19 protein-coding genes are annotated in these 17525 nt (G+C 73.1%); 10 read left to right on the forward strand and 9 right to left on the reverse strand.

What is annotated here, in order from left to right:
• The first annotated feature begins 117 nt into the window (after window positions 1-117).
• The 4 genes from R2E43_RS28445 to R2E43_RS28460 all read left to right on the forward strand — a co-directional run bounded on the left by R2E43_RS28445 (window position 118) and on the right by R2E43_RS28460 (window position 4536).
• On the forward strand, window positions 118-1974 hold the full coding sequence (locus R2E43_RS28445) for an FUSC family protein (protein WP_319120417.1): 1857 nt from the start codon (window positions 118-120) through the stop codon (window positions 1972-1974).
• On the forward strand, window positions 1974-3371 hold the full coding sequence (locus R2E43_RS28450; RefSeq protein WP_193486142.1) for an amidohydrolase: 1398 nt from the start codon (window positions 1974-1976) through the stop codon (window positions 3369-3371). The genes R2E43_RS28445 and R2E43_RS28450 overlap by 1 nt, the downstream gene beginning before the upstream one ends.
• Window positions 3372-3508: 137 nt before the next feature.
• Window positions 3509-4198, forward strand: coding sequence for a DUF899 domain-containing protein (locus tag R2E43_RS28455; protein WP_003976836.1), 690 nt, complete (start codon window positions 3509-3511; stop codon window positions 4196-4198).
• A 155-nt stretch (window positions 4199-4353) separates the two neighbouring features.
• The gene (locus tag R2E43_RS28460) at window positions 4354-4536 is read left to right on the forward strand and encodes a hypothetical protein (protein ID WP_003976837.1); all 183 of its coding nucleotides are present in this window, start codon (window positions 4354-4356) and stop codon (window positions 4534-4536) included.
• Window positions 4537-4554: 18 nt separating this feature from the next.
• On the opposite strand, the gene R2E43_RS28465 is transcribed toward R2E43_RS28460, so the two are convergent.
• A complete protein-coding gene (locus R2E43_RS28465) occupies window positions 4555-4995 on the reverse strand; it encodes a hypothetical protein (RefSeq protein ID WP_168715452.1) in 441 nt (146 codons plus the stop codon).
• The gene (locus R2E43_RS28470) at window positions 4986-5699 is read right to left on the reverse strand and encodes an ATP-binding protein (protein WP_011028075.1); all 714 of its coding nucleotides are present in this window, start codon (window positions 5697-5699) and stop codon (window positions 4986-4988) included. Before R2E43_RS28470 ends, R2E43_RS28465 begins: the two co-directional genes overlap by 10 nt.
• A gap of 283 nt (window positions 5700-5982) precedes the next feature.
• Between R2E43_RS28470 and R2E43_RS28475 the strand changes: the two genes are divergently transcribed.
• Together R2E43_RS28475 and R2E43_RS28480 are read left to right on the forward strand one after the other, a co-directional pair.
• A complete protein-coding gene (locus tag R2E43_RS28475; protein ID WP_003976840.1) occupies window positions 5983-6843 on the forward strand; it encodes a helix-turn-helix domain-containing protein in 861 nt (286 codons plus the stop codon).
• The gene (locus R2E43_RS28480; RefSeq protein ID WP_003976841.1) at window positions 6844-7119 is read left to right on the forward strand and encodes a DUF397 domain-containing protein; all 276 of its coding nucleotides are present in this window, start codon (window positions 6844-6846) and stop codon (window positions 7117-7119) included.
• Between the two features lie 150 nt (window positions 7120-7269).
• Here the strand turns inward: R2E43_RS28480 and R2E43_RS28485 are convergent, their stop codons facing one another.
• Entirely contained in the window at window positions 7270-8760 is a 1491-nt protein-coding gene (locus R2E43_RS28485) for a glutamate synthase subunit beta (RefSeq protein ID WP_003976842.1), read from the reverse strand.
• Between the two features lie 162 nt (window positions 8761-8922).
• The gene (locus R2E43_RS28490) at window positions 8923-9402 is read right to left on the reverse strand and encodes an anthrone oxygenase family protein (RefSeq protein WP_003976843.1); all 480 of its coding nucleotides are present in this window, start codon (window positions 9400-9402) and stop codon (window positions 8923-8925) included.
• 214 nt (window positions 9403-9616) lie between these two features.
• On the opposite strand from R2E43_RS28490, the gene R2E43_RS28495 reads away from it, so the two are divergent.
• Window positions 9617-10249 (forward strand): nucleoside/nucleotide kinase family protein, encoded by a 633-nt coding sequence (locus R2E43_RS28495; RefSeq protein ID WP_003976844.1) that lies wholly within the window; start codon window positions 9617-9619, stop codon window positions 10247-10249.
• 18 nt (window positions 10250-10267) lie between these two features.
• On the opposite strand, the gene R2E43_RS28500 is transcribed toward R2E43_RS28495, so the two are convergent.
• Window positions 10268-11395, reverse strand: coding sequence for a magnesium and cobalt transport protein CorA (locus tag R2E43_RS28500; RefSeq protein WP_332056693.1), 1128 nt, complete (start codon window positions 11393-11395; stop codon window positions 10268-10270).
• A 245-nt stretch (window positions 11396-11640) separates the two neighbouring features.
• Here R2E43_RS28500 and R2E43_RS28505 point away from each other — a divergent pair, with 245 nt between their 5' ends.
• The gene (locus R2E43_RS28505) at window positions 11641-12435 is read left to right on the forward strand and encodes a methyltransferase domain-containing protein (RefSeq protein WP_003976846.1); all 795 of its coding nucleotides are present in this window, start codon (window positions 11641-11643) and stop codon (window positions 12433-12435) included.
• Window positions 12436-12448: 13 nt separating this feature from the next.
• Here the strand turns inward: R2E43_RS28505 and R2E43_RS28510 are convergent, their stop codons facing one another.
• Window positions 12449-13384: a carbohydrate kinase family protein gene (locus R2E43_RS28510; RefSeq protein ID WP_003976847.1), complete on the reverse strand. Its 936-nt coding sequence runs from the start codon at window positions 13382-13384 to the stop codon at window positions 12449-12451.
• The gene (locus tag R2E43_RS28515; RefSeq protein ID WP_003976848.1) at window positions 13381-14286 is read right to left on the reverse strand and encodes a pseudouridine-5'-phosphate glycosidase; all 906 of its coding nucleotides are present in this window, start codon (window positions 14284-14286) and stop codon (window positions 13381-13383) included. The genes R2E43_RS28510 and R2E43_RS28515 overlap by 4 nt, the downstream gene beginning before the upstream one ends.
• A gap of 141 nt (window positions 14287-14427) precedes the next feature.
• Here R2E43_RS28515 and R2E43_RS28520 point away from each other — a divergent pair, with 141 nt between their 5' ends.
• Window positions 14428-14856: a VOC family protein gene (locus R2E43_RS28520; protein WP_030866702.1), complete on the forward strand. Its 429-nt coding sequence runs from the start codon at window positions 14428-14430 to the stop codon at window positions 14854-14856.
• 24 nt (window positions 14857-14880) lie between these two features.
• On the opposite strand, the gene R2E43_RS28525 is transcribed toward R2E43_RS28520, so the two are convergent.
• Together R2E43_RS28525 and R2E43_RS28530 are read right to left on the reverse strand one after the other, a co-directional pair.
• Window positions 14881-15435, reverse strand: coding sequence for a methylated-DNA--[protein]-cysteine S-methyltransferase (locus tag R2E43_RS28525; protein WP_011028072.1), 555 nt, complete (start codon window positions 15433-15435; stop codon window positions 14881-14883).
• A 37-nt stretch (window positions 15436-15472) separates the two neighbouring features.
• On the reverse strand, window positions 15473-16342 hold the full coding sequence (locus tag R2E43_RS28530) for a glycerophosphodiester phosphodiesterase (RefSeq protein ID WP_332056694.1): 870 nt from the start codon (window positions 16340-16342) through the stop codon (window positions 15473-15475).
• A 291-nt stretch (window positions 16343-16633) separates the two neighbouring features.
• On the opposite strand from R2E43_RS28530, the gene R2E43_RS28535 reads away from it, so the two are divergent.
• Window positions 16634-17512, forward strand: coding sequence for an MHYT domain-containing protein (locus R2E43_RS28535; protein WP_011028070.1), 879 nt, complete (start codon window positions 16634-16636; stop codon window positions 17510-17512).
• Window positions 17513-17525 lie beyond the last annotated feature (13 nt).

The raw sequence follows: 17525 nt of genomic DNA on the forward strand, positions 1-17525 counted from the left end.
TTTCCGCGCCTTCGAAAACCCGTCGTACGCTTGACAGCGCACCGCCCAGCCCAGCCCGGCCACCGTCGCCCGGAGGCTCACCACCGCCTCGCCCGGACGACAGGAGCCCCGCACCCCGTGTTCCGCACCGCCGCCCACGCACTCCCGCCCTGGCTCGGCCACGCCCTGAACGCCCAGCGCGGCCCGGTGCCCTGGAACGCGGTGGTCCGGGGCGCGCTGGCCGGCGGGCCGCTGCTGAGCGCCGCCCTGGTCGCCGGGCGGGCCTCCCTCGGGGTCGTCGCCGCGATCGCCGCCATGCTGGCCGGCATCAACGACCGGCCGGGCAGCCGCCGTACCTCCGTGCGGCGGATCGGCGTACCCGCGCTCGCGGGGGCGCTCGGGCTGCTCGTCGGGACGTACGCCGGCCGGCACCTCGGGGCGGTGGCGCTGACCCTGGTGCTGACCGGGCTCGGACTGGTCGCCGGGTGTGTCAGCGCCGTCGGGCCCGTGGCGTCCGGGGCGGGGACCCAGCTGCTGGTCACAGCGGCCGTGGGTGCAGGGATGCCGCTGCCCGACCCCGGGTGGCGGAGCGTCCTCGCCTTCCTCGCCGGTGCCGGATGGCTGCTCCTGCTGCGGCTGGTCCTGCCCACGCCCACCTCCGTCACCGGCGACCTCCGTCTCGACTTCCGCTTCGACGGGGAACGGGCGGCCGTCGCCGACGTCTACGAGGCCGTCGCCGCGCTCCTCGACGCGGTCGGCACGGAACACGCCGTGGCCCGCCGGGCCGCGCTCACCGCCGCACTCGACCACGCGCAGGACGCGCTCGCCGGACCCCGGCTGCGGCGCCGCGCCGCCACCGCCGCCGAACGCCGGCTGCACGCCCAGTACACCGCCGCCCTGCCCCTCGGCGAGGCCGCGACCGCGCTCGCGTGGGCGGAGCGGGCGGTGCCGCCGCGGGCCGGCGAAGGCCCCCGGCGGCTCGCGGCGGCCGTCCGCGGCAACACCCACGCCGGGCCGCTGCCCGCCCCGAGCCGGACCGAGCCCGCTCTGCGCGCCCTGGACGACGCCCTGCTGCACGCGGCGCAGGCCTTCGACCGGGGCAGGGGCCCCGACCTGCACGTCCGGAGGCGATCGCCCCGCTCGGTGGCGCAGGCGGTGCTCGGCCCGGGCGGGCGGGAGTACGGGCTGCGGGCCGGGCTGTGCTTCGGCGCCGGCGCCGCCGTCGCGCAGGCGCTGCACCACGGTCACTGGTACGGCTCCCACCAGCACTGGTACTGGCTGCCCGCCACCGCCGTCTTCCTCGTCAAGCCCGACCTCGGCCCGCTCGTGTCCCGGGTGCTGTGCCGGGCCGCCGGGACGGTGCTCGGGGCGCTGCTCTTCGCCGTGTTCGCGGCCGTGCTGCCCCAGCCCGAGGGGCTGGTCGTCCTCGTCGCGGTCTGCGGCGCCCTGGTGCCGGTCGCCGCGCGGCACTTCGCCGCCCAGACCACCGTCGTCACCGTTCTCGTCCTCGCCCTGGTCATGGTCGGCGGCGAACCGCAGGCCTCCGCCGGCCGCATCGGGGAGACGCTGCTGGCCTGCGCGATCGTGCTGGTGGCCGGGCACCTGCCGATGCCGGGGCAGCGGGGCGCCGGCATCCGGGCGGGCGTCGACGCCGCCGACGCGGCCGCGCACGCCTACCTCACGCACGTACTGAGCGAGTCCGACGACCGCGCCGCCCGGTGGACGCTGCGCCGGGAGGCCTACCGCACGCTCGCCGAGGCCCGCGCCGCCATCGCCCGTGCCGCCGCCGAACTGCCCGCCCTCGCCCGGCACTCCGAGGGCACCGACGAGGTCGCGGCGGTCCTCGAACGGCTCGTCGACACCATCACCGCGTGCGCCGTGCACCTCGACGACTCCGGGCGGCTCACACCCCGCCACACCGAACGGCTCGCCGCGCTGCGGGACGAACTCGCCGAGCGGCGCGGGCGCGTGGGAGGGCACCGTACGTTGGCCTGATGACGCCTTCCTCACCCGAGCCCACCGGGGCCGCCGGACACGCCGGGCACGCCGGGCCCGCCGATCTCGTCATCAGCGGCTGCACCGTCCTCGTGCACGACGACCGTGGGCGGATCGGCTTCGAGCAGGACGCGGCCGTCGTCGTACGCGGCGGAGTCGTCGACTCCGTGACCACCGCCGCGGCAGGGGCCTCGGTGCCCGCCGCCGACCGCATCGACGCACGCGGCCAGGTCGCCCTCCCCGGGCTGATCAACTGCCACACGCACTCGCCCATGGTCGCGCTGCGCGGACTCGCCGAGGACCTGCCCACCGAGGAGTGGTTCAACGACGTCGTCTGGCCCGTCGAGTCCAACCTCACCGGGCGGGACGTGATGCTGGGCGCCCGGCTGGCCTGCGCCGAGATGATCCGCGCGGGCGTCACGACCTTCGCGGACAGCTACTTCCACATGGACGCCGTGGCCGAGGTCGTCGACCGGTGCGGGATGCGGGCCCAGCTCGGGCAGGCGTACTTCTCCTCGCAGGGGCCCGAGGGGCCGGCGGCGTCGCTGGACTTCGCGCTGCGCCGCCGCGGCTTTGCCGGCGGCCGGATCACCACCGCCCTCGCTCCGCACGCCCCCTACACGGTGGTCGACGCCGACCTCGCCGCGACCGCGGAACTCGCCCGCGACCACGGACTGCCCGTGCACCTGCACGCCGCCGAGAACCGCGACCAGACCGACACGAGCCTCGCCCGGCACGGGGTCACCCCCATCGGGGTCCTGGAACGCACCGGAGTCCTCGACACCGACGTGCTCATCGCCCACGGCACCGGCATCACCGAGGACGACCTGCCGCTCCTCGCGCGCGCGGGCGGCCGTACGGCGGTGGCGACCGCGCCCCGCGGCTACCTCAAGTTCGGCTGGCCCGGCACCACACCGGTGCGCGCGCTGCGCGACATCGGTGTCCCCGTGGGGCTGGCCACGGACGGTGCCGCGTCCAACAACTCCCTCGACGTGTGGGAGTCGATGGCGCTCACGTCCCTGATCCAGAAGTCCACCGAGGGCGATCCGCGCTGGCTGACCTCCCGCCAGGCCCTCCACCACGCCACCGTGCAGAGCGCCCGGGCCGTCGGGCTCGGGGACTCCGTGGGGCGCATCGCACCCGGGTGGCGGGCGGACCTGATCCTGGTCGACCTCACCGGACCGCACACCCAGCCGGTGCACGACCTCGCCGCCACCCTGGTGCACAGCGCGCGCTCCGCCGACGTGCGCACGACGATCGTCGACGGACGCGTCCTCATGCGGGACCGCGAGCTGCTCACCGTGGACGTGCCCGAGGTGGTCCGGGAACTGGGGGAGCGGCTGCCCGCCCTGACCGACCGCGGCCACGGCCGGCGCATCCAGCAGTACGACACCTGAAAGGCCTGTTCAGAGCTTGTTCAGAGCCTGTTCGGCGGCCCGCTGAAAAGAATCTTGCCGGGCAGCGATGAGTTCCGCTCCGCCCTTCGGTCACCACCCGGACGGCCCGACCGCGTCGTCGTACAGGAGGCTGGAGTATGTCGCTGCCCGAGATCGTCACCCGCGCGGACTGGCGCGCGGCGCGCGAGGCCTTACTGGCCAAGGAGAAGGCGGCCACCCGCGCGCGTGACGCCCTCAACGCCGAGCGGCGCGGGCTGCCCATGGTGGAGGTCGACAAGGAGTACGTGTTCGAGGGCGGCGACGGCAAGGCCACCCTGCTCGACCTCTTCGAGGGCCGGGAGCAGCTCGTCGTCTACCACTTCATGTTCGCGCCCGAGTGGGACGCCGGCTGCCGCAGCTGCTCGGCGTTCCTGGACCAGATCGCCCATCTCGCGCACCTCAGGGCCCGCGGTACGTCCTTCGCGGCCGTCTCCCGGGCGCCGTACCCGAGGATCCTGCCGTTCAAGGCGCGGATGGGCTGGACACTGCCCTGGTACTCGTCGTACGTCAGCGACTTCAACACCGACTTCGAGGCGACCCTGGAGCACGAGGGCGAGCTGGTCGAGCGGCCGGGGCTCAGCTGCTTCCTGCGGGACCGCGAACGGGTCTTCCACACCTACTCGACGTACGAGCGCGGCCTCGACGGGCTCGGATCCACCACCAGCCTGCTCGACCTGACCGCGCTCGGCCGGCGGGAGCCGTGGGAGAAACCGGAGGGGCGCGCGTCGGCTCTCGGTGCGCCCGCGGGCAGCCGGGGAGTGCGCTATCACGACGAGTACGAGGACTGAGACGCTGGGTGGCGAAAACGGCTGGACGGCTGAGGCGCCGTTCACACTTTGCGGTGAACAGGTGTCAACTATGTCTCAGTACCATCACCACGCGAGGCGTTCACTCCATGGTTGGCGTTTAACTCTACGAGTACAGCGCTACATGGAGGTGCGGAGTGAACGGGCGAACGGTGCTCGAACGCTTTCCCGCCGGCGGACCGCGGGGATCCTGGCCGGCGGAGGAGTTCGCACAGGCGCGGCGTCTGGAAGGTATGCCCGCCGAGGTCGTGATGGACCTCGCGACGGACATGTTCCTGGTCGTCGTGCGCCGCGACACCGCGGGTGACGCGGCGGCCTGACACGCCGCCGCCCGGCTCCTACGCGCTCACCGTCCGCGACCAGGTGGGCGTCGTGTTCGTCAGCCGGCACAGGGCCAGGTACAGCGGGATCGGCGGCGTGTAGGGGACCGTGCCGTCCGAGCGGTGGAGGAGAGCGGGCAGGCTCGTGGAGCCGGGCACGATCGCACCGGTCGCGTAACGCGCGGGGACGGGCCACTCCAGCGCGTAGTCGGAGTCGGACGGAACGATCCACCACCAGTGCGTCTCATCGGCGTAGACGCACCCCACGCGCGGCAGCCGGGGCAGCACCTGCTGGCCGAGGAGGGCGGGAACGGCCACCGCGTCGCAGCCCAGCGGTGCCGTCATACCGTCCGGCACGGGCAGTCTCCGAGGTGTTCCGGCGGTGTGCCGTCCGCGCTGGAGGCGGACCATCGTGTCCAGACCCAGCGGTCGGACGCCGGACGCGGCCCTCATAGCCATTCGGTCCCCGTTCCACGGAGTGTTTCCCGGTCCTTGCGGCTCTCTGTGGTCCCCCGGGGCTCTGTGATCCCCCGGGCCTCGCGCGGTCGGTGGTCTTCCCGACGGCGGGACTCGGCCTCGCCCTCGTCCCCCGTGTCATCCGTCGGGGCGGGCTTCGGCCGGGCGCCCCAGCCCAGGTCGTTGTGGGGCTCCGCCGGGTCGCGCGGTTCGTCGGCCTTGCGCGGCAGCTCCGCCCAGACCAGCAGTCCGGGACCGTGCTCGTGGGCGCCCCAGGCCTCGCACAGGGCGTCGACGAGGATCAGGCCCCTGCCGTGCTCGTCCTCGGGCTGCTGATCGGCCGAGGGGTGGGGCTGGCCCGGGGCGCAGCCCTCGTCGCGCACGGCTATGCGGACCAGGTCGTCGGCGTCGTGCAGCTCGCACACTATGTGTCTGCTCGCCGTGTGCACGATCGCGTTGGTCACCAGCTCGGAGACGACCAGGGCCGCGGTGTCACAGGTGTCCTCGCACACTGCCCAGCCGCTCAGCCGGGCCCGTGTCAGGCGTCTGGCCTGTGAGGGAGAACCCGGATGAGCGGCCAGCTCGAAACGGAACCGGCGCTCGGCGGCGGCGGCTCCCGAAGCGCCGGCTCCCATGGCGGCACCGAGGCCCAGGGAGCCCGCGGCGGCGTCTGTTCCTAAGGGCGCGGACGGAATCACGCTTGCCACTATCGCCCCGCCGTGAACACTTGGCAAGTGTCACTCTGAAAAATGCAGAGTGCTGTGTGACGTTCTGGACGGCCGTGGCACACTGCTCGCAACAGCACGTCGAGCGGCGCCACTTCAGGTCGTCGAAGGCCTCGCCAGGTTTTCGAACGGACTTTCGAATGGCGCCGCCGGGCTGTCCGCACCAGGGCACGCCGGGTCTCGCCGAGGCTGTCGGTACAGAAGAACAGGGACGCAAGGACTCTGGGACGCAAGGAACCTTTCGGGACTCTTCAGGAGGTGGGCGGTGAGCGAGCCGCGGTCCGCGCCGACGGTCGGCCAGGTCGTACTCGGCCGGCGCCTGCTGGACCTGCGGGAACGTGCCGGTCTCAAGCGTGAGGAAGCCGCCCGCATCCTGCGCGTCGCCCCCGCCACGGTCCGCCGCATGGAGATGGCCGAGGTCGCCCTCAAGATCCCGTACCTCCAGCTCCTGCTGAAGGCCTACGGCGTCGGCGACGAGGAGGCCGACGCTTTCGTCCAGCTGGCCGAGGACGCCAACAAACCGGGGTGGTGGCAGCGCTTCCACGACATCCTCCCCGGCTGGTTCTCGCTGTACGTCAGCCTGGAGGGCGCGGCCTCGCTGATCCGTGCCTACGAGCCCCACTTCGTCCCCGGGGTGCTGCAGACCGAGGACTACGCACGCGGCGTGCTGCGCTCGGGAGCCATCGGGCAGACCCGGCCCGACGACATCGAGCGCCACGTCGACCTGCGCATGCAACGCCAGGAACTGCTCACCCGTAAGGACGCGCCCCGGCTGTGGGTCGTGATGGACGAAACCGCGCTGCGCCGCCCCGTCGGGGGGCCGGAGGTGATGCGTGCCCAGATCGACCGGCTGCTCGAGGCCACGAAGCTGCCCAACGTGACGCTGCAGATCGCCCCGTTCTCGAGCGGGCCGCACCCCGGCACGTACGGGCCCTTCGTGCTGTTCCGATTCGCCATGCCGGAACTGCCGGACATGGTCTACAGCGAGTACCTGACCGGCGCCGTCTATCTCGACGCGCGCGCCGAGGTGGCGACCCACCTCGAGGTCATGGACCGCATGGCGGCGCAGGCCGCCACGGCACATCGCACGAAGGAGATCCTCCGGGATCTCCGCAAGGAGCTGTGAATGAACCGCATCAAGCCCCAGCGCTCGCCACTCAACCGCGCCGAGCGGATCTACAACGGCATGCCCGCCCGTGACCTGGGCAGCGAGGGCTGGCACAAGCCGTGGAGCGGAGGCAACGGAGGCAACTGCCTGGAGGCCATGAAGCTCGCCGACGGCCGGATCGCGGTACGGCAGTCCACCGACCCGGACGGGCCGGCGCTGATCTACACCTCCGCCGAGATGACGGCCTTCATCGAGGGAGCGAAGGCGGGAGAGGCGGACTTCCTTCTGTCCTGAAACGTGCACCCCGTTTGATTGTTGTTTTTAAGCTGTTGGCACTGAATTGATCACCCATCGCCCCGCGCGGACGTACGACCGGTTTCCCGGCGGAAAGGACCGAGAGGACCGAGTACTTTTAGGCCGACGTCCGGCCGCACCCCGGTCGGGTCAGGCCGTCATCGGCCGGTCGTACGGGCCGACCGGGGCCGGCAGCCGGGTGCTGCCGCCGGACAGGTGGCGGTCCACGGCCGCCGCCACCGCCCGCCCCTCCGCGATCGCCCAGACGACGAGTGACTGCCCACGCGCCGCGTCCCCGGCGGCGAACACCCCCGGGACGTTGGTCGCGAAGCCCCGGTCCCGGGCGATCGTGCCACGGGGCTCCATGTCCAGTCCCAGCCCGTCGACGAGCCCGTCGTGCCGGTCGGGCCCCGAGAAGCCGAGGGCGAGAAGGACCAGGTCCGCCGGGAGCGACCGCTCGCTGCCGGGCAGCGGACGGCGTCCCGCGTCCACCCCGACCAGGTGCAGCGCACGTACATGCCCCCGCTCGTCGCCGGTGAAGCGGAGCGTGGACGCCGCGAACAGCCGCGCGTCCGCGTCCGCCGCCGGCGCGGACCGCAGGTCGCGTGCCTCCTCGTGCGCCGCCGACAGCCGGTACAGGCGCGGATAGGTCGGCCAGGGCTCGGCCCGCTCGTCGCGCTCCGCACCCGGCCGCGCGTAGATGTCCAGCTGCGTCACGGAGGCGGCCCCCTCCCGCACCGCCGTGCCGAGACAGTCCGCGCCCGTGTCGCCACCACCGACGACGACCACGTGCCGCCCGGCGGCGGACAGCGGGGAGCGCTCGAGGTCGCCCTCGCACACCCGGTTGGCCAGCGGCAGGTACTCCATCGCCTGATGCACCCCCGCCAGCTCCCGGCCGGGCACGGTCAGCTCCCGCCACGCCGTCGCCCCGGTGGCGATCACCACCGCGTCGTAGCGGGTCCGCAGCGCCGCGGCGTCCACGTCCCGTCCGACCGCCGCCGACGTACGGAACCTCGTCCCCTCCGCCCGCATCTGGCCGACACGCCGCTCCAGGTGCCGCTTCTCCATCTTGAACGCGGGGATCCCGTACCGCAGCAGCCCACCGATCCGGTCGTCGCGCTCGTACACCGCGACCGTGTGCCCGGCCCGGGTCAACTGCTGCGCCGCCGCGAGCCCCGCCGGTCCCGAGCCGATCACCGCCACCGTCCTCCCGGACAGCCGCTCCGGCGGCAGGGGCGGGACGAAGCCCTCCTCCCAGGCCGTGTCCGCGATCGCGCACTCGACGTTCTTGATGGTGACCGCGGGCTGGTTGATGGCGAGCACACAACCCGCCTCGCACGGCGCCGGACACAACCGGCCGGTGAACTCCGGGAAGTTGTTCGTGGCGTGCAGCCGCTCGCTCGCCGCCCGCCAGTCCGACCGGGAGACCAGGTCGTTCCACTCCGGGATCAGGTTGCCCAGCGGACAGGCCTCGTGGCAGAAGGGGACGCCGCAGTCCATGCACCGGTCGGCCTGCCGGCCGACGATCGGCAGCAGCGCTCCCGGGACGTACACCTCGTCCCAGTCCCGGACCCGCTCGCCGGCCGGTCTGCGGGGCCACTCCTCGCGGGGCGTCGTCAGAAAACCCTTGGGATCGGCCATGACCGTCTTCCTTGCGTGCGCGGCGGCCGGCCGTGCGCCGGGGGGCGGCGCTCACGCGCTCCACGATACGACCGGTCCGCTCCGCCCGCAGAGCGCCGGACGGCTCCTCGCCCGGACCGGACCGCGCCGGGGCGGTGCGCCCGAGCCCGTGCCGCGGCCGGCTCAGGCGAGGGCCAGCACGTACGCCACCGCCGCGGCGGCCGAGGCAACCGCACGCACGTGGTTCCAGGCCGTCCACTCGCGCACGTAGGCCGGCCAGCGCTCGGCCGCCTCCGCGGCGCCCGGCTCCAGCCGGAGCAGCGCGGCGTTGCGCGGCACGTTGGCCGCCGCGGTCACCCCGAAGGACCCGGCCAGGAACAGCCCGCTGCCCAGCAGCAGCTCCACCGCCGCGTCCTCCGGCCACAGCACCAGCGTGACCACGGCGGTCACCGCGGCCAGCACCGCCGTCCCGAGGAACACGGACATGAAGGCCGGCCGCACCGCGGCCGTGTTGATCGCGTTCATCGCGGCGACCCCCTGGGCGGGCGGCAGCGCGGCGAGCCCCCGCATGACGAAGGTGGAGAAGGCACAGAAGACACCAGCGGTCACACCGGTCCCGAGCACGCCCAGCACCGTCAGTACGAAGTACGGTCCCTCGCCCATGTCGAGTCAACTCCCACCCGTCGAGTAACTGTCGGCCCGGTGCCCGCCCCTGCGGCGCCACCGCCCGTCGATCACCCCAAGTCAACCCCCGCACCGGCACGGTGACCATGGCCGAGCGCCGCGAACCCATGCGCGAGCGTCCAGGAGGGCGGAGCGCTGCCCGGCGCGGCGACCCTCGTGCCGACCGGTAGCGGAACTGACGCATCATGGGCGGGTGCGACTGGAAGCGATCACCTGGGACCGGCTCGGCGACCGGCTCGCCGAGCGACTGCTCGACCTGGAGCCCACCGACGGCAGCGCCTGGACGCGCGTCGCCCTGGACGGCGCCCCCGCAGCCCGTCCCGGCGACCTCGCCGAACGGGTCGGCGAGGCGTTGCGCGTGCGCGGACGCCCCTCCCTCGTCGTCGGAACGGAGGGCTTCCTGCGACCCGCCTCGCTCCGGCTGGAGTACGGGCACCACGACGCCGAGTCCTACTACAACGGCTGGTACGACACCGCTGCCCTGTGGCGCGAGGTCTTCGATCCCCTCGGTCCCGGCGGCAACGGGCGGGTCCTGCCCGACCTGTGGGATCCGGTCACCGACCGGGCCACCCGCAGCCCCTACGCGCAACTCCCTTCCGGCGGCGCGCTGCTGCTGCACGGTCCCTTTCTGCTCCGTCACTGGTTCCCCCTCGATCTGAGCGTCCATCTCGTCCTCACCCCGGGCGCCCTGCGTCGCCGCACCCCCGGGACCGAGCAGTGGACCCTGCCCGCCTTCGAGCGCTACGACCAGGAGACCGACCCGGCGGGCACCGCCGACGTCCTGGTGCGCGCCGACGATCCACGGCATCCCGCCTGGAGCGGCTGACCCGGTGCGGCCGGCACCTCAGAGCCAGCCGTTGCGCCGGAAACCCCGGTGCAGCGCCAGGCAGCCGACGGCTATCACGCCGATGACCAGGCCGTAGCCGTACCGCCAGCCCAGCTCCGGCATGTGGTCGAAGTTCATGCCGTACACGCCGCAGACCATCGTGGGCACCGCGACGATGGCGGCCCAGGCCGTGATCTTCCGCATGTCCTCGTTCTGCGCGACCGTCACGCGGGCCAGGTGTGCCTGGAGGATGGAGTTGAGGAGTTCGTCGAACGCCGCGATCTGCTCGGTGGCCCGCAGCAGATGATCGGCGACGTCGCGGAAGTAGGCCCGTATCTCCGGCTCGACCACCCGGAACGGCCGGGTGGCCAGCTCCTCCAGCGGCCGGCCGAGCGGCACCACGGCCCGCCGGAGCTCCAGGAGTTCACGCTTGAGCTGGTAGATGCGTCCCGGGTCGACCCGCGCGCCGTTCTCCGCGAACACCTCCGTCTCGACATGGTCGATGTCCTCCTGGACCGACTCGATGACGCTCAGGAAATCGTCCACCACATGGTCCGCGATCGCGTGCAGCACCGCCGAGGGGCCCTTCGCGAGCTGGGCCGGATCGGACTCCAGTCCTTCCCGCAGCGGTCCCAGTGAGCCGTGCCTCCCGTGCCGCACGGTGACCACGAAGTCCGGCCCGGCGAACACCATGATCTCGCCGGTGCTCACCACCTCGCTCGTGGCCGTCAGCTCCTCGTGCTCCACGTAGCAGACCGTCTTGAACACGGCGAAGAGCGTCTCCCCGTACCGCTCCACCTTGGGCCGCTGGTGCGCCTCGATCGCGCCCTCGACCGCCAGCGGATGCAGCTCGAAGAGCTCCGCGACGCCCGCGAACTCCTGGTCCGTCGGCTCGTGCAGACCGAGCCAGACGAAGCCCGTCCCGCGCCTGCGCATCCGGGTCACGACGTCGACCGGATCTCCGGCCTCGGGCATGCGGACACCGTCCCGGTAGGTCACGCAGTTCACCACCGAGGAGCCCAGCGGGGAACGGGCGGGGTGGCTCAGATCCACCCGCGGCCGCCGGCGGGCCAGCCGTGCCACCTTCCGCAGGCCGCCGGCCCTGCCCAGCCCCGTGACCTTCCGCAGACTGCCCGCCATGGTCATCCGAATCTCCCCGCGTGGGTCCCCTCGCGCTGTGTTTCCCGCGCCTTGGCAGGCCAGTTTGCCAGGCCGGCGGAGAGGGCGAACGGGCCTGTGGAAACGGGGGATTCCGCTTTGTTCCCGCCTGTGGACGGACCGCTCGGGCGCCCGCACGCCCCGTCCCGAACCGGTCCGGCCGTCGCGGAGGTGGCCCGGGTGCCGGAGCGTCGCCCCCATCGGGCAAGCGGGACAACTGGGATGATCGCAGCATGACGCGAACCGACGGATACCTCCTCGACAACGGGCAGTCCGAGGCGGCGGAGCGCTTCGACGCCTTCGCCACGCTCTTCGATCCCACGACGTTCCGGCACCTGGAGGCACTCGGCGTCGGCCCCGGCTGGCGCTGCTGGGAGGTCGGAGCCGGAGGCACCTCCGTGGCGTCGTGGCTGGCCAAGCGGGTGGGGCCGACCGGCAGGGTCCTCGCGACGGACATCGACACCTCGCGGGTCGCCCCGGCCGGCCGGCCGCCGGTCGAGGTGCGCGTGCACGACGTGGGGGCGGAAGAACCACCCGGCGAGGGCTTCGACCTGGTCCACGCCCGGCTCGTCCTCGTCCATGTCCCCGACCGGGACCGGGCGTTGCGGTCGATGATCAAGGCCCTGCGCCCCGGTGGCCGCCTCCTGGTCGAGGACGCGGACCCGGCACTCCAGCCCCTGCTCTGCCCCGACGAGCACGGACCCGAGCAGGCGCTGGCGAACCGGCTCCGGCACGGCTTCCGCCAACTGCTGTCCGGTCGCGGCGCCGACCTCTCCTACGGCCGCCGGCTGCCCCGGCTGCTCCGGGAGGCGGGACTGCGCAGAGTGGAGGCCGACGCCTACTTCCCGGTCACCTCAGCCGCGTGCGCCGCGCTGGAGTCAGCGACGGTACGGCAGGTCCGCGACCAGCTGGTCGCCGCCCAAGTGGCCACCCACGACGACATCGACCGCCACCTCGCGAACGTCGCGTCCGGCGGCATGGACCTCGCGACGGCGCCGATGATCTCGGCGTGGGGACGCAAGGGGTGACCCCTGAGTCCCGCTAACCGTCGCCCGGCCCCCGGCCGGCCGCTCGTGGCGGTCTCCCGCCCACCCGTTCGACCGCCCGTGCGCCCGCCCGGCACCCGGCGGCCGTGGCCTCCTCGGCCTCCGCGCCCGCGAGCAGTGCGGCGAGGAACGCGCCGGTGAAGGCGTCGCCGGCGCCCGTACTGTCCCGCGGTGCCGCCGTGACCGCGGCGACCCGCGCCCCCACGGTGCCGGACCGCGCCACCAGGGCCCCCTTCGCCCCCTGCTTGACGATCACCAGCGGTACGTGCCGGCTGAGCTTGGCCGCCGCGTCCGCCACGTCGGGCAGGCCGGTGAGCAGACACGCCTCGTCGCGGCTGGGCAGCAGCACGTCCACGCCCTCGACCAGGCCGAGGAAGCGGTCGACGCCCAGCTCGGTGAGGAACCCGGCCGACGCCGGGTCCAGACTGACCGGCACCCCACGCGCGCGAGCCGCCGCCAGGGCGACCGACACCAGGGCGCGGCCCGGCTCCGAGAAGAGAAGGTAGCCCGAGAGGTGCAGCCGGCCCACGCCGTCGAGCAGCGTGTCCGACCAGTCGCCCGGCCCGATCCGCAACGCCGCCCCGCTGTCCGTGAGGAACGTCCGCTCGGCCGAGTCGGCGGTGTCGACCAGGCAGATCACCGTCCCCGTGGGCGCCGCCGAGTCGACGACCAGGAGCGGACGCACCCCGCACGCCGTCAGCTCCCGTTCGTGCCAGGCGGACGCGTCGGTGCCCACCCGGCCCAGCAGCCGCACGTCCCCGCACCCCTCGTGCGCGGCCCAGCAGGCCACGTTGGCGCCCGCCCCGCCGGGCAGCCGCCGCACCGCGGCGGCGGTGTCCGTGCCGGGGGCCAGCGGCCCCCGATGCCGGGCGACGATGTCGGTGACCACGTCCCCGACGACCAGCAGCGCACCGCCCGGGGCCAGGCTCATGCCCCGGTCCAGGCCGCCGCGATCCGGGCCGCCAGCCGCACGTTCCCCCGCACCGCCGCCAGGTTGGCGCTCAGCGAGGCGCCGTCGGTGAGCCGCACCAGGCGTTCGAGGAGGAACGGCGTGACCGCCTGGCCCGTGACACCCTCCGCCTCGCAGGCGTGCAGCGCGTCCGCGAGCACGCGCGCGTGGAGTCCGGGATCGAGCTGCTCCTGCTCGGGAACGGGGTTGGCGACCACGAGCGCGGACCGCGGCCCGTCCAGCGCGTCCTGCGCCCGCATGACCGCTGCCACCTGCCCCGGGTCGTCCAGCGTCCAGTCCACCGGATGCCCCGAGTCGGACAGGTAGAAGCCGGGGAAGCGGTCCGTCCCGTAACCGGCCACGGCGACCCCCAGCGTCTCCAGCCGCTGCAGCGTCGCCGGCACGTCCAGGATCGACTTCACGCCCGCGCAGACCACGGTGATCCGGGTGCGGGCCAGCAGACCCAGGTCGGCCGACTCGTCCTGCGTCACCGTCCACTCCCGGTGGACGCCGCCCAGCCCTCCCGTGGCGAACACCCGTACGCCCGCGAGGTCCGCCAGCAGGGCGGTCGCCGACACGGTGGTCGCCCCGCTCGCGCCGGAGGCCACCGCGAGCGGCAGGTCCCGGTGTCCCAGCTTGCGGATGCCGTCCTCGCCGGCGACCCGTTCCAGCTGCTCCTTGTCCAGGCCGACATGCGGCCGGCCGTCCAGCACGGCGATCGTCGCCGGTACGGCACCCTCCTGCCGCACCGCCTCCTCCAGCTCCCGCGCCACCAGCAGATTGCGCGGGCGGGGCAAGCCGTGCGCGATGATCGTGGACTCCAGGGCCACCACGGGGCGACGCGCGTCCATCGCCTCCCGCACCTCTTCCGACAGCACCAGCATCACGCGCCTGCCTCCTGTCCGACGGTTCTCCCTCAGGTCCGGTCTCCCCTCATCCCTGGCGGGTGCGGGACCGGGTCAAACCCCGAAGGCCCCGGAACCGACCCCTTGCGGCCCCCGGGACCGGCCGTGAGCCTGGGAGCCATGACGGACCACACGACACGTCTCGACCACATCGTCCTCTGGGTGCGCGACCCGGTTGCCGCGGCCGGCTTCTACGAGAAGAACCTGGGCCTCGAGCCCCTGCGGATCACCGAGTACGCCGCGGGGACCGTGAGTTTCCCCTCCGTGCGCCTCAACGACGAGACCATCCTCGACCTCGCACCGCACGCCATGGCGGACCGCATGCGCATGGTCCCCGGCGCCGACGCCAGTGCCGGGCATCCCGTCAACCACATCTGCGTGTCCCTGTCCCCGCACGACTTCGACGCCCTGCGCACTCGCCTGGAGGAGCAGTCCATCCCGGTCTCGGACCTCTCGTACGACTCCTACGGCGCCCGCGGCATGGCCAGGCGCAGCTTCTACTTCGGCGACCCGGACGGCAACATCATCGAGGCCCGGCACTACGAGTAGCCCCGCCCGGCCGCTGTCCGCCCCTCAGAACAGCGGCTCGGGCAGCACACCCTCCAGCGCGAGCAGCCGCCGCTTGGTGTCCACGCCGCCGCCGAACCCGCCGATGCCGCCGTCGCTCTCCACGACCCGGTGGCACGGCACGACGACCGGCAGCGGATTGGCCCCCATGGCCATGCCCACCGCCTGGGCGGCACCCGGCTGGCCCACCCGGCCGGCCAGGTCGCCGTAGCCGACGACCGAGCCGTAGGGGACGCCGGACGCCAGCTCGCGCAGCACCTGCCGGTTGAAGCCCGAGATCAGCGACCAGTCCAGCGGCAGCTCGAAGTCGCGCCTCCGGCCCGCGAAGTAGGCCTCGACCTGGCGTATCGCCTCGGCGAGCAGCGGGGAGCCGGGCGCCTCGACGGGCTCCGTGCCCAGTCGGGCCGCGAGCCTTTCGAGCGCCCGGCCGCGCGTCGCGTCGGTGGCGTGGAACACCACGTTGACGAGGCCGTCGTGGGTGGCGGCCAGCAGCAGCGGACCTATGTCGGTGCCGACGACGGTCCACACGACCTGCTGCTCGTACTGCCCGTGGCTGTCCATGTGCCCACGGTACGGCCCGCCACCGACAACGCCCGGGTCAGTCCACGGCGTCCCGCACCACGTCGGGCTTGTTGGTGATGATGCCGTCGACGTCGTACCCGGCGACCCGGCGCGCGGTGTCCGCGTCGTTCACCGTCCAGGTGAGGACCTCGAGCGGCCTGCCGTGCGGTCCGGTGAACGCGTGGACCGCGGACACGTAGCTCATGGAGAGGGAGCCGTACGACGGGTTGATCTGGTCGGCGAACTCCGCGTACGCCGGCAGCTCGGACACGGCCGGGGTGCCGAGGAACCCGGTCTTGACGGCGGGCTTGAGGTCGTGGACCGTCCGGATGCTGTCGGCGTCGAAGCTCTGCACGACCAGCCGTCCCGCCACGTGCCGCCGGTCGAGCCAGCCCTCGTTGGCGAGGACCTTGAGGGCCTGCTGTTCGATGCCCGGGTACAGCCCCGGGCTCTTCAGCTCCAGGAGCAGCTTCTGGTGGTTGTGCTCCACGCGGTGCACGTACTGCTCCAGCGTCGGCACGCGCGCGCCCGCGTACTCGGACCCGAACCAGCTCCCCGCGTCCAGCCGCGCGATCTCGGCGGCGGTGAAGTCCTTCACCTTCCAGGGAGAGCGGTCGGGGAAGACCTCCTCCACGTCGGTCGTCCGGGCCAGGCTCTCGTCGTGGAGGACGACCAGTTCGCCGTCCCGGGTGCGCTGGACGTCGTTCTCCACCCAGCGGATGCCCAGCTCGGCCGCCCGGTCGACGGCGGCCAGCGTGTTCTCCGGCGCGTACCCGGAAGCACCCCGGTGGGCCACGACCGTGGGCCCGTCGTCCCCCGCCTCGTCCGCCCGCGCGTGCGAGAGCGGAGCCGTGAGGGCGACTCCAAGAAGGGCGGTGGTCGTGACGGCTACTGCGCGCACGTGCATGCGTACTCCTCGCGTCGAACGATCACGGACAGCACCACTGTGACATCAGAGAGTCAACGAAAGAGGGGTGCGGAGTGGCCACAGGCTGAATGGAGTTGCTCAACTACGCTCACGGGGGCGGCACAACTGGGGCGAGACCGTGATTCTTTGCCGGAGAAACGTTCGACCATTCCGGTGGACGCCATACTCTCTGCCTCGACCCTGAATCGTTCGCGCGGTCCTGGGAGGGGGCGCACATCAGGAGAATCCGGGACACCACCGGGGCGTAAGAAGGCGGAAGGGCAGCCGCACATGCACAGCACCGTCCAAGGATTCGGCTACGGACTCGTCACACCGCTGGTGGCCTACCTCATGGCCTGTCTCGGCGGCGCCCTCGGTCTGCGCTGCACCGCCAGGGCCGTGCTGGTCAGCCGTTCCTGGCGCCCCGGCTGGCTCGCCCTCGGCTCGGCGGCGATCGGCTCCGGCATCTGGACCATGCACTTCGTCGCGATGATGGGCTTCACGATCGAGCACACCCCGATCCGCTACGACTGGCTGATGACCTTCGCCAGCCTGGCCGTCGCGATCGTCATGGTGGGCGTCGGGATCTTCATCGTCGGCTACCGGGGCGCGCGCGGGACCGCCCTGTTCACCGGCGGCACCATCACCGGCCTGGGCATCGCCTCGATGCACTACCTGGGAATGGCCGGTATGCACCTGGACGGACAGCTGACGTACAACACGTTCACCGTCGCCGTGTCCGTCGTCATAGCCATGGTCGCCGCCACCGCCGCCCTGTGGGCGGCCGGACAGGTCCGGGGCTTCCTGTGGAGTGTGGGCGCGGCCCTGATCATGGGGCTGGCCGTCACCGGCATGCACTACACGGGCATGGCCGCGGTCGAGGTCCACCTCAGCGGCACCGCCGAGCCCTCCGTCGGCGGATCGCCCGCCGAACTGCTGGCCCCCATGCTGATCGGCCCCCTCGCCTTCCTCCTCCTCGCCGGCGTCGTCGTCATGTTCGACCCGCTGATGGTGATGGGCAGGCCCGCCCGGGTCCCCGCCGAGCGGAAGCCGGGCATCCCCGCCCACACCGAGGTCCCGCGCACGATCCGCCATCCGGCACACCACCGCCCGCGCCGCACCCGCCACCCCCTCGGCCACCGGCGCTCCCGCACCCCGCAGAACCGCTGACGGGACCCGTTGT

This window comes from Streptomyces violaceoruber (genome assembly GCF_033406955.1).
GTDB classification, from domain to species: Bacteria; Actinomycetota; Actinomycetes; order Streptomycetales; family Streptomycetaceae; genus Streptomyces; species Streptomyces violaceoruber.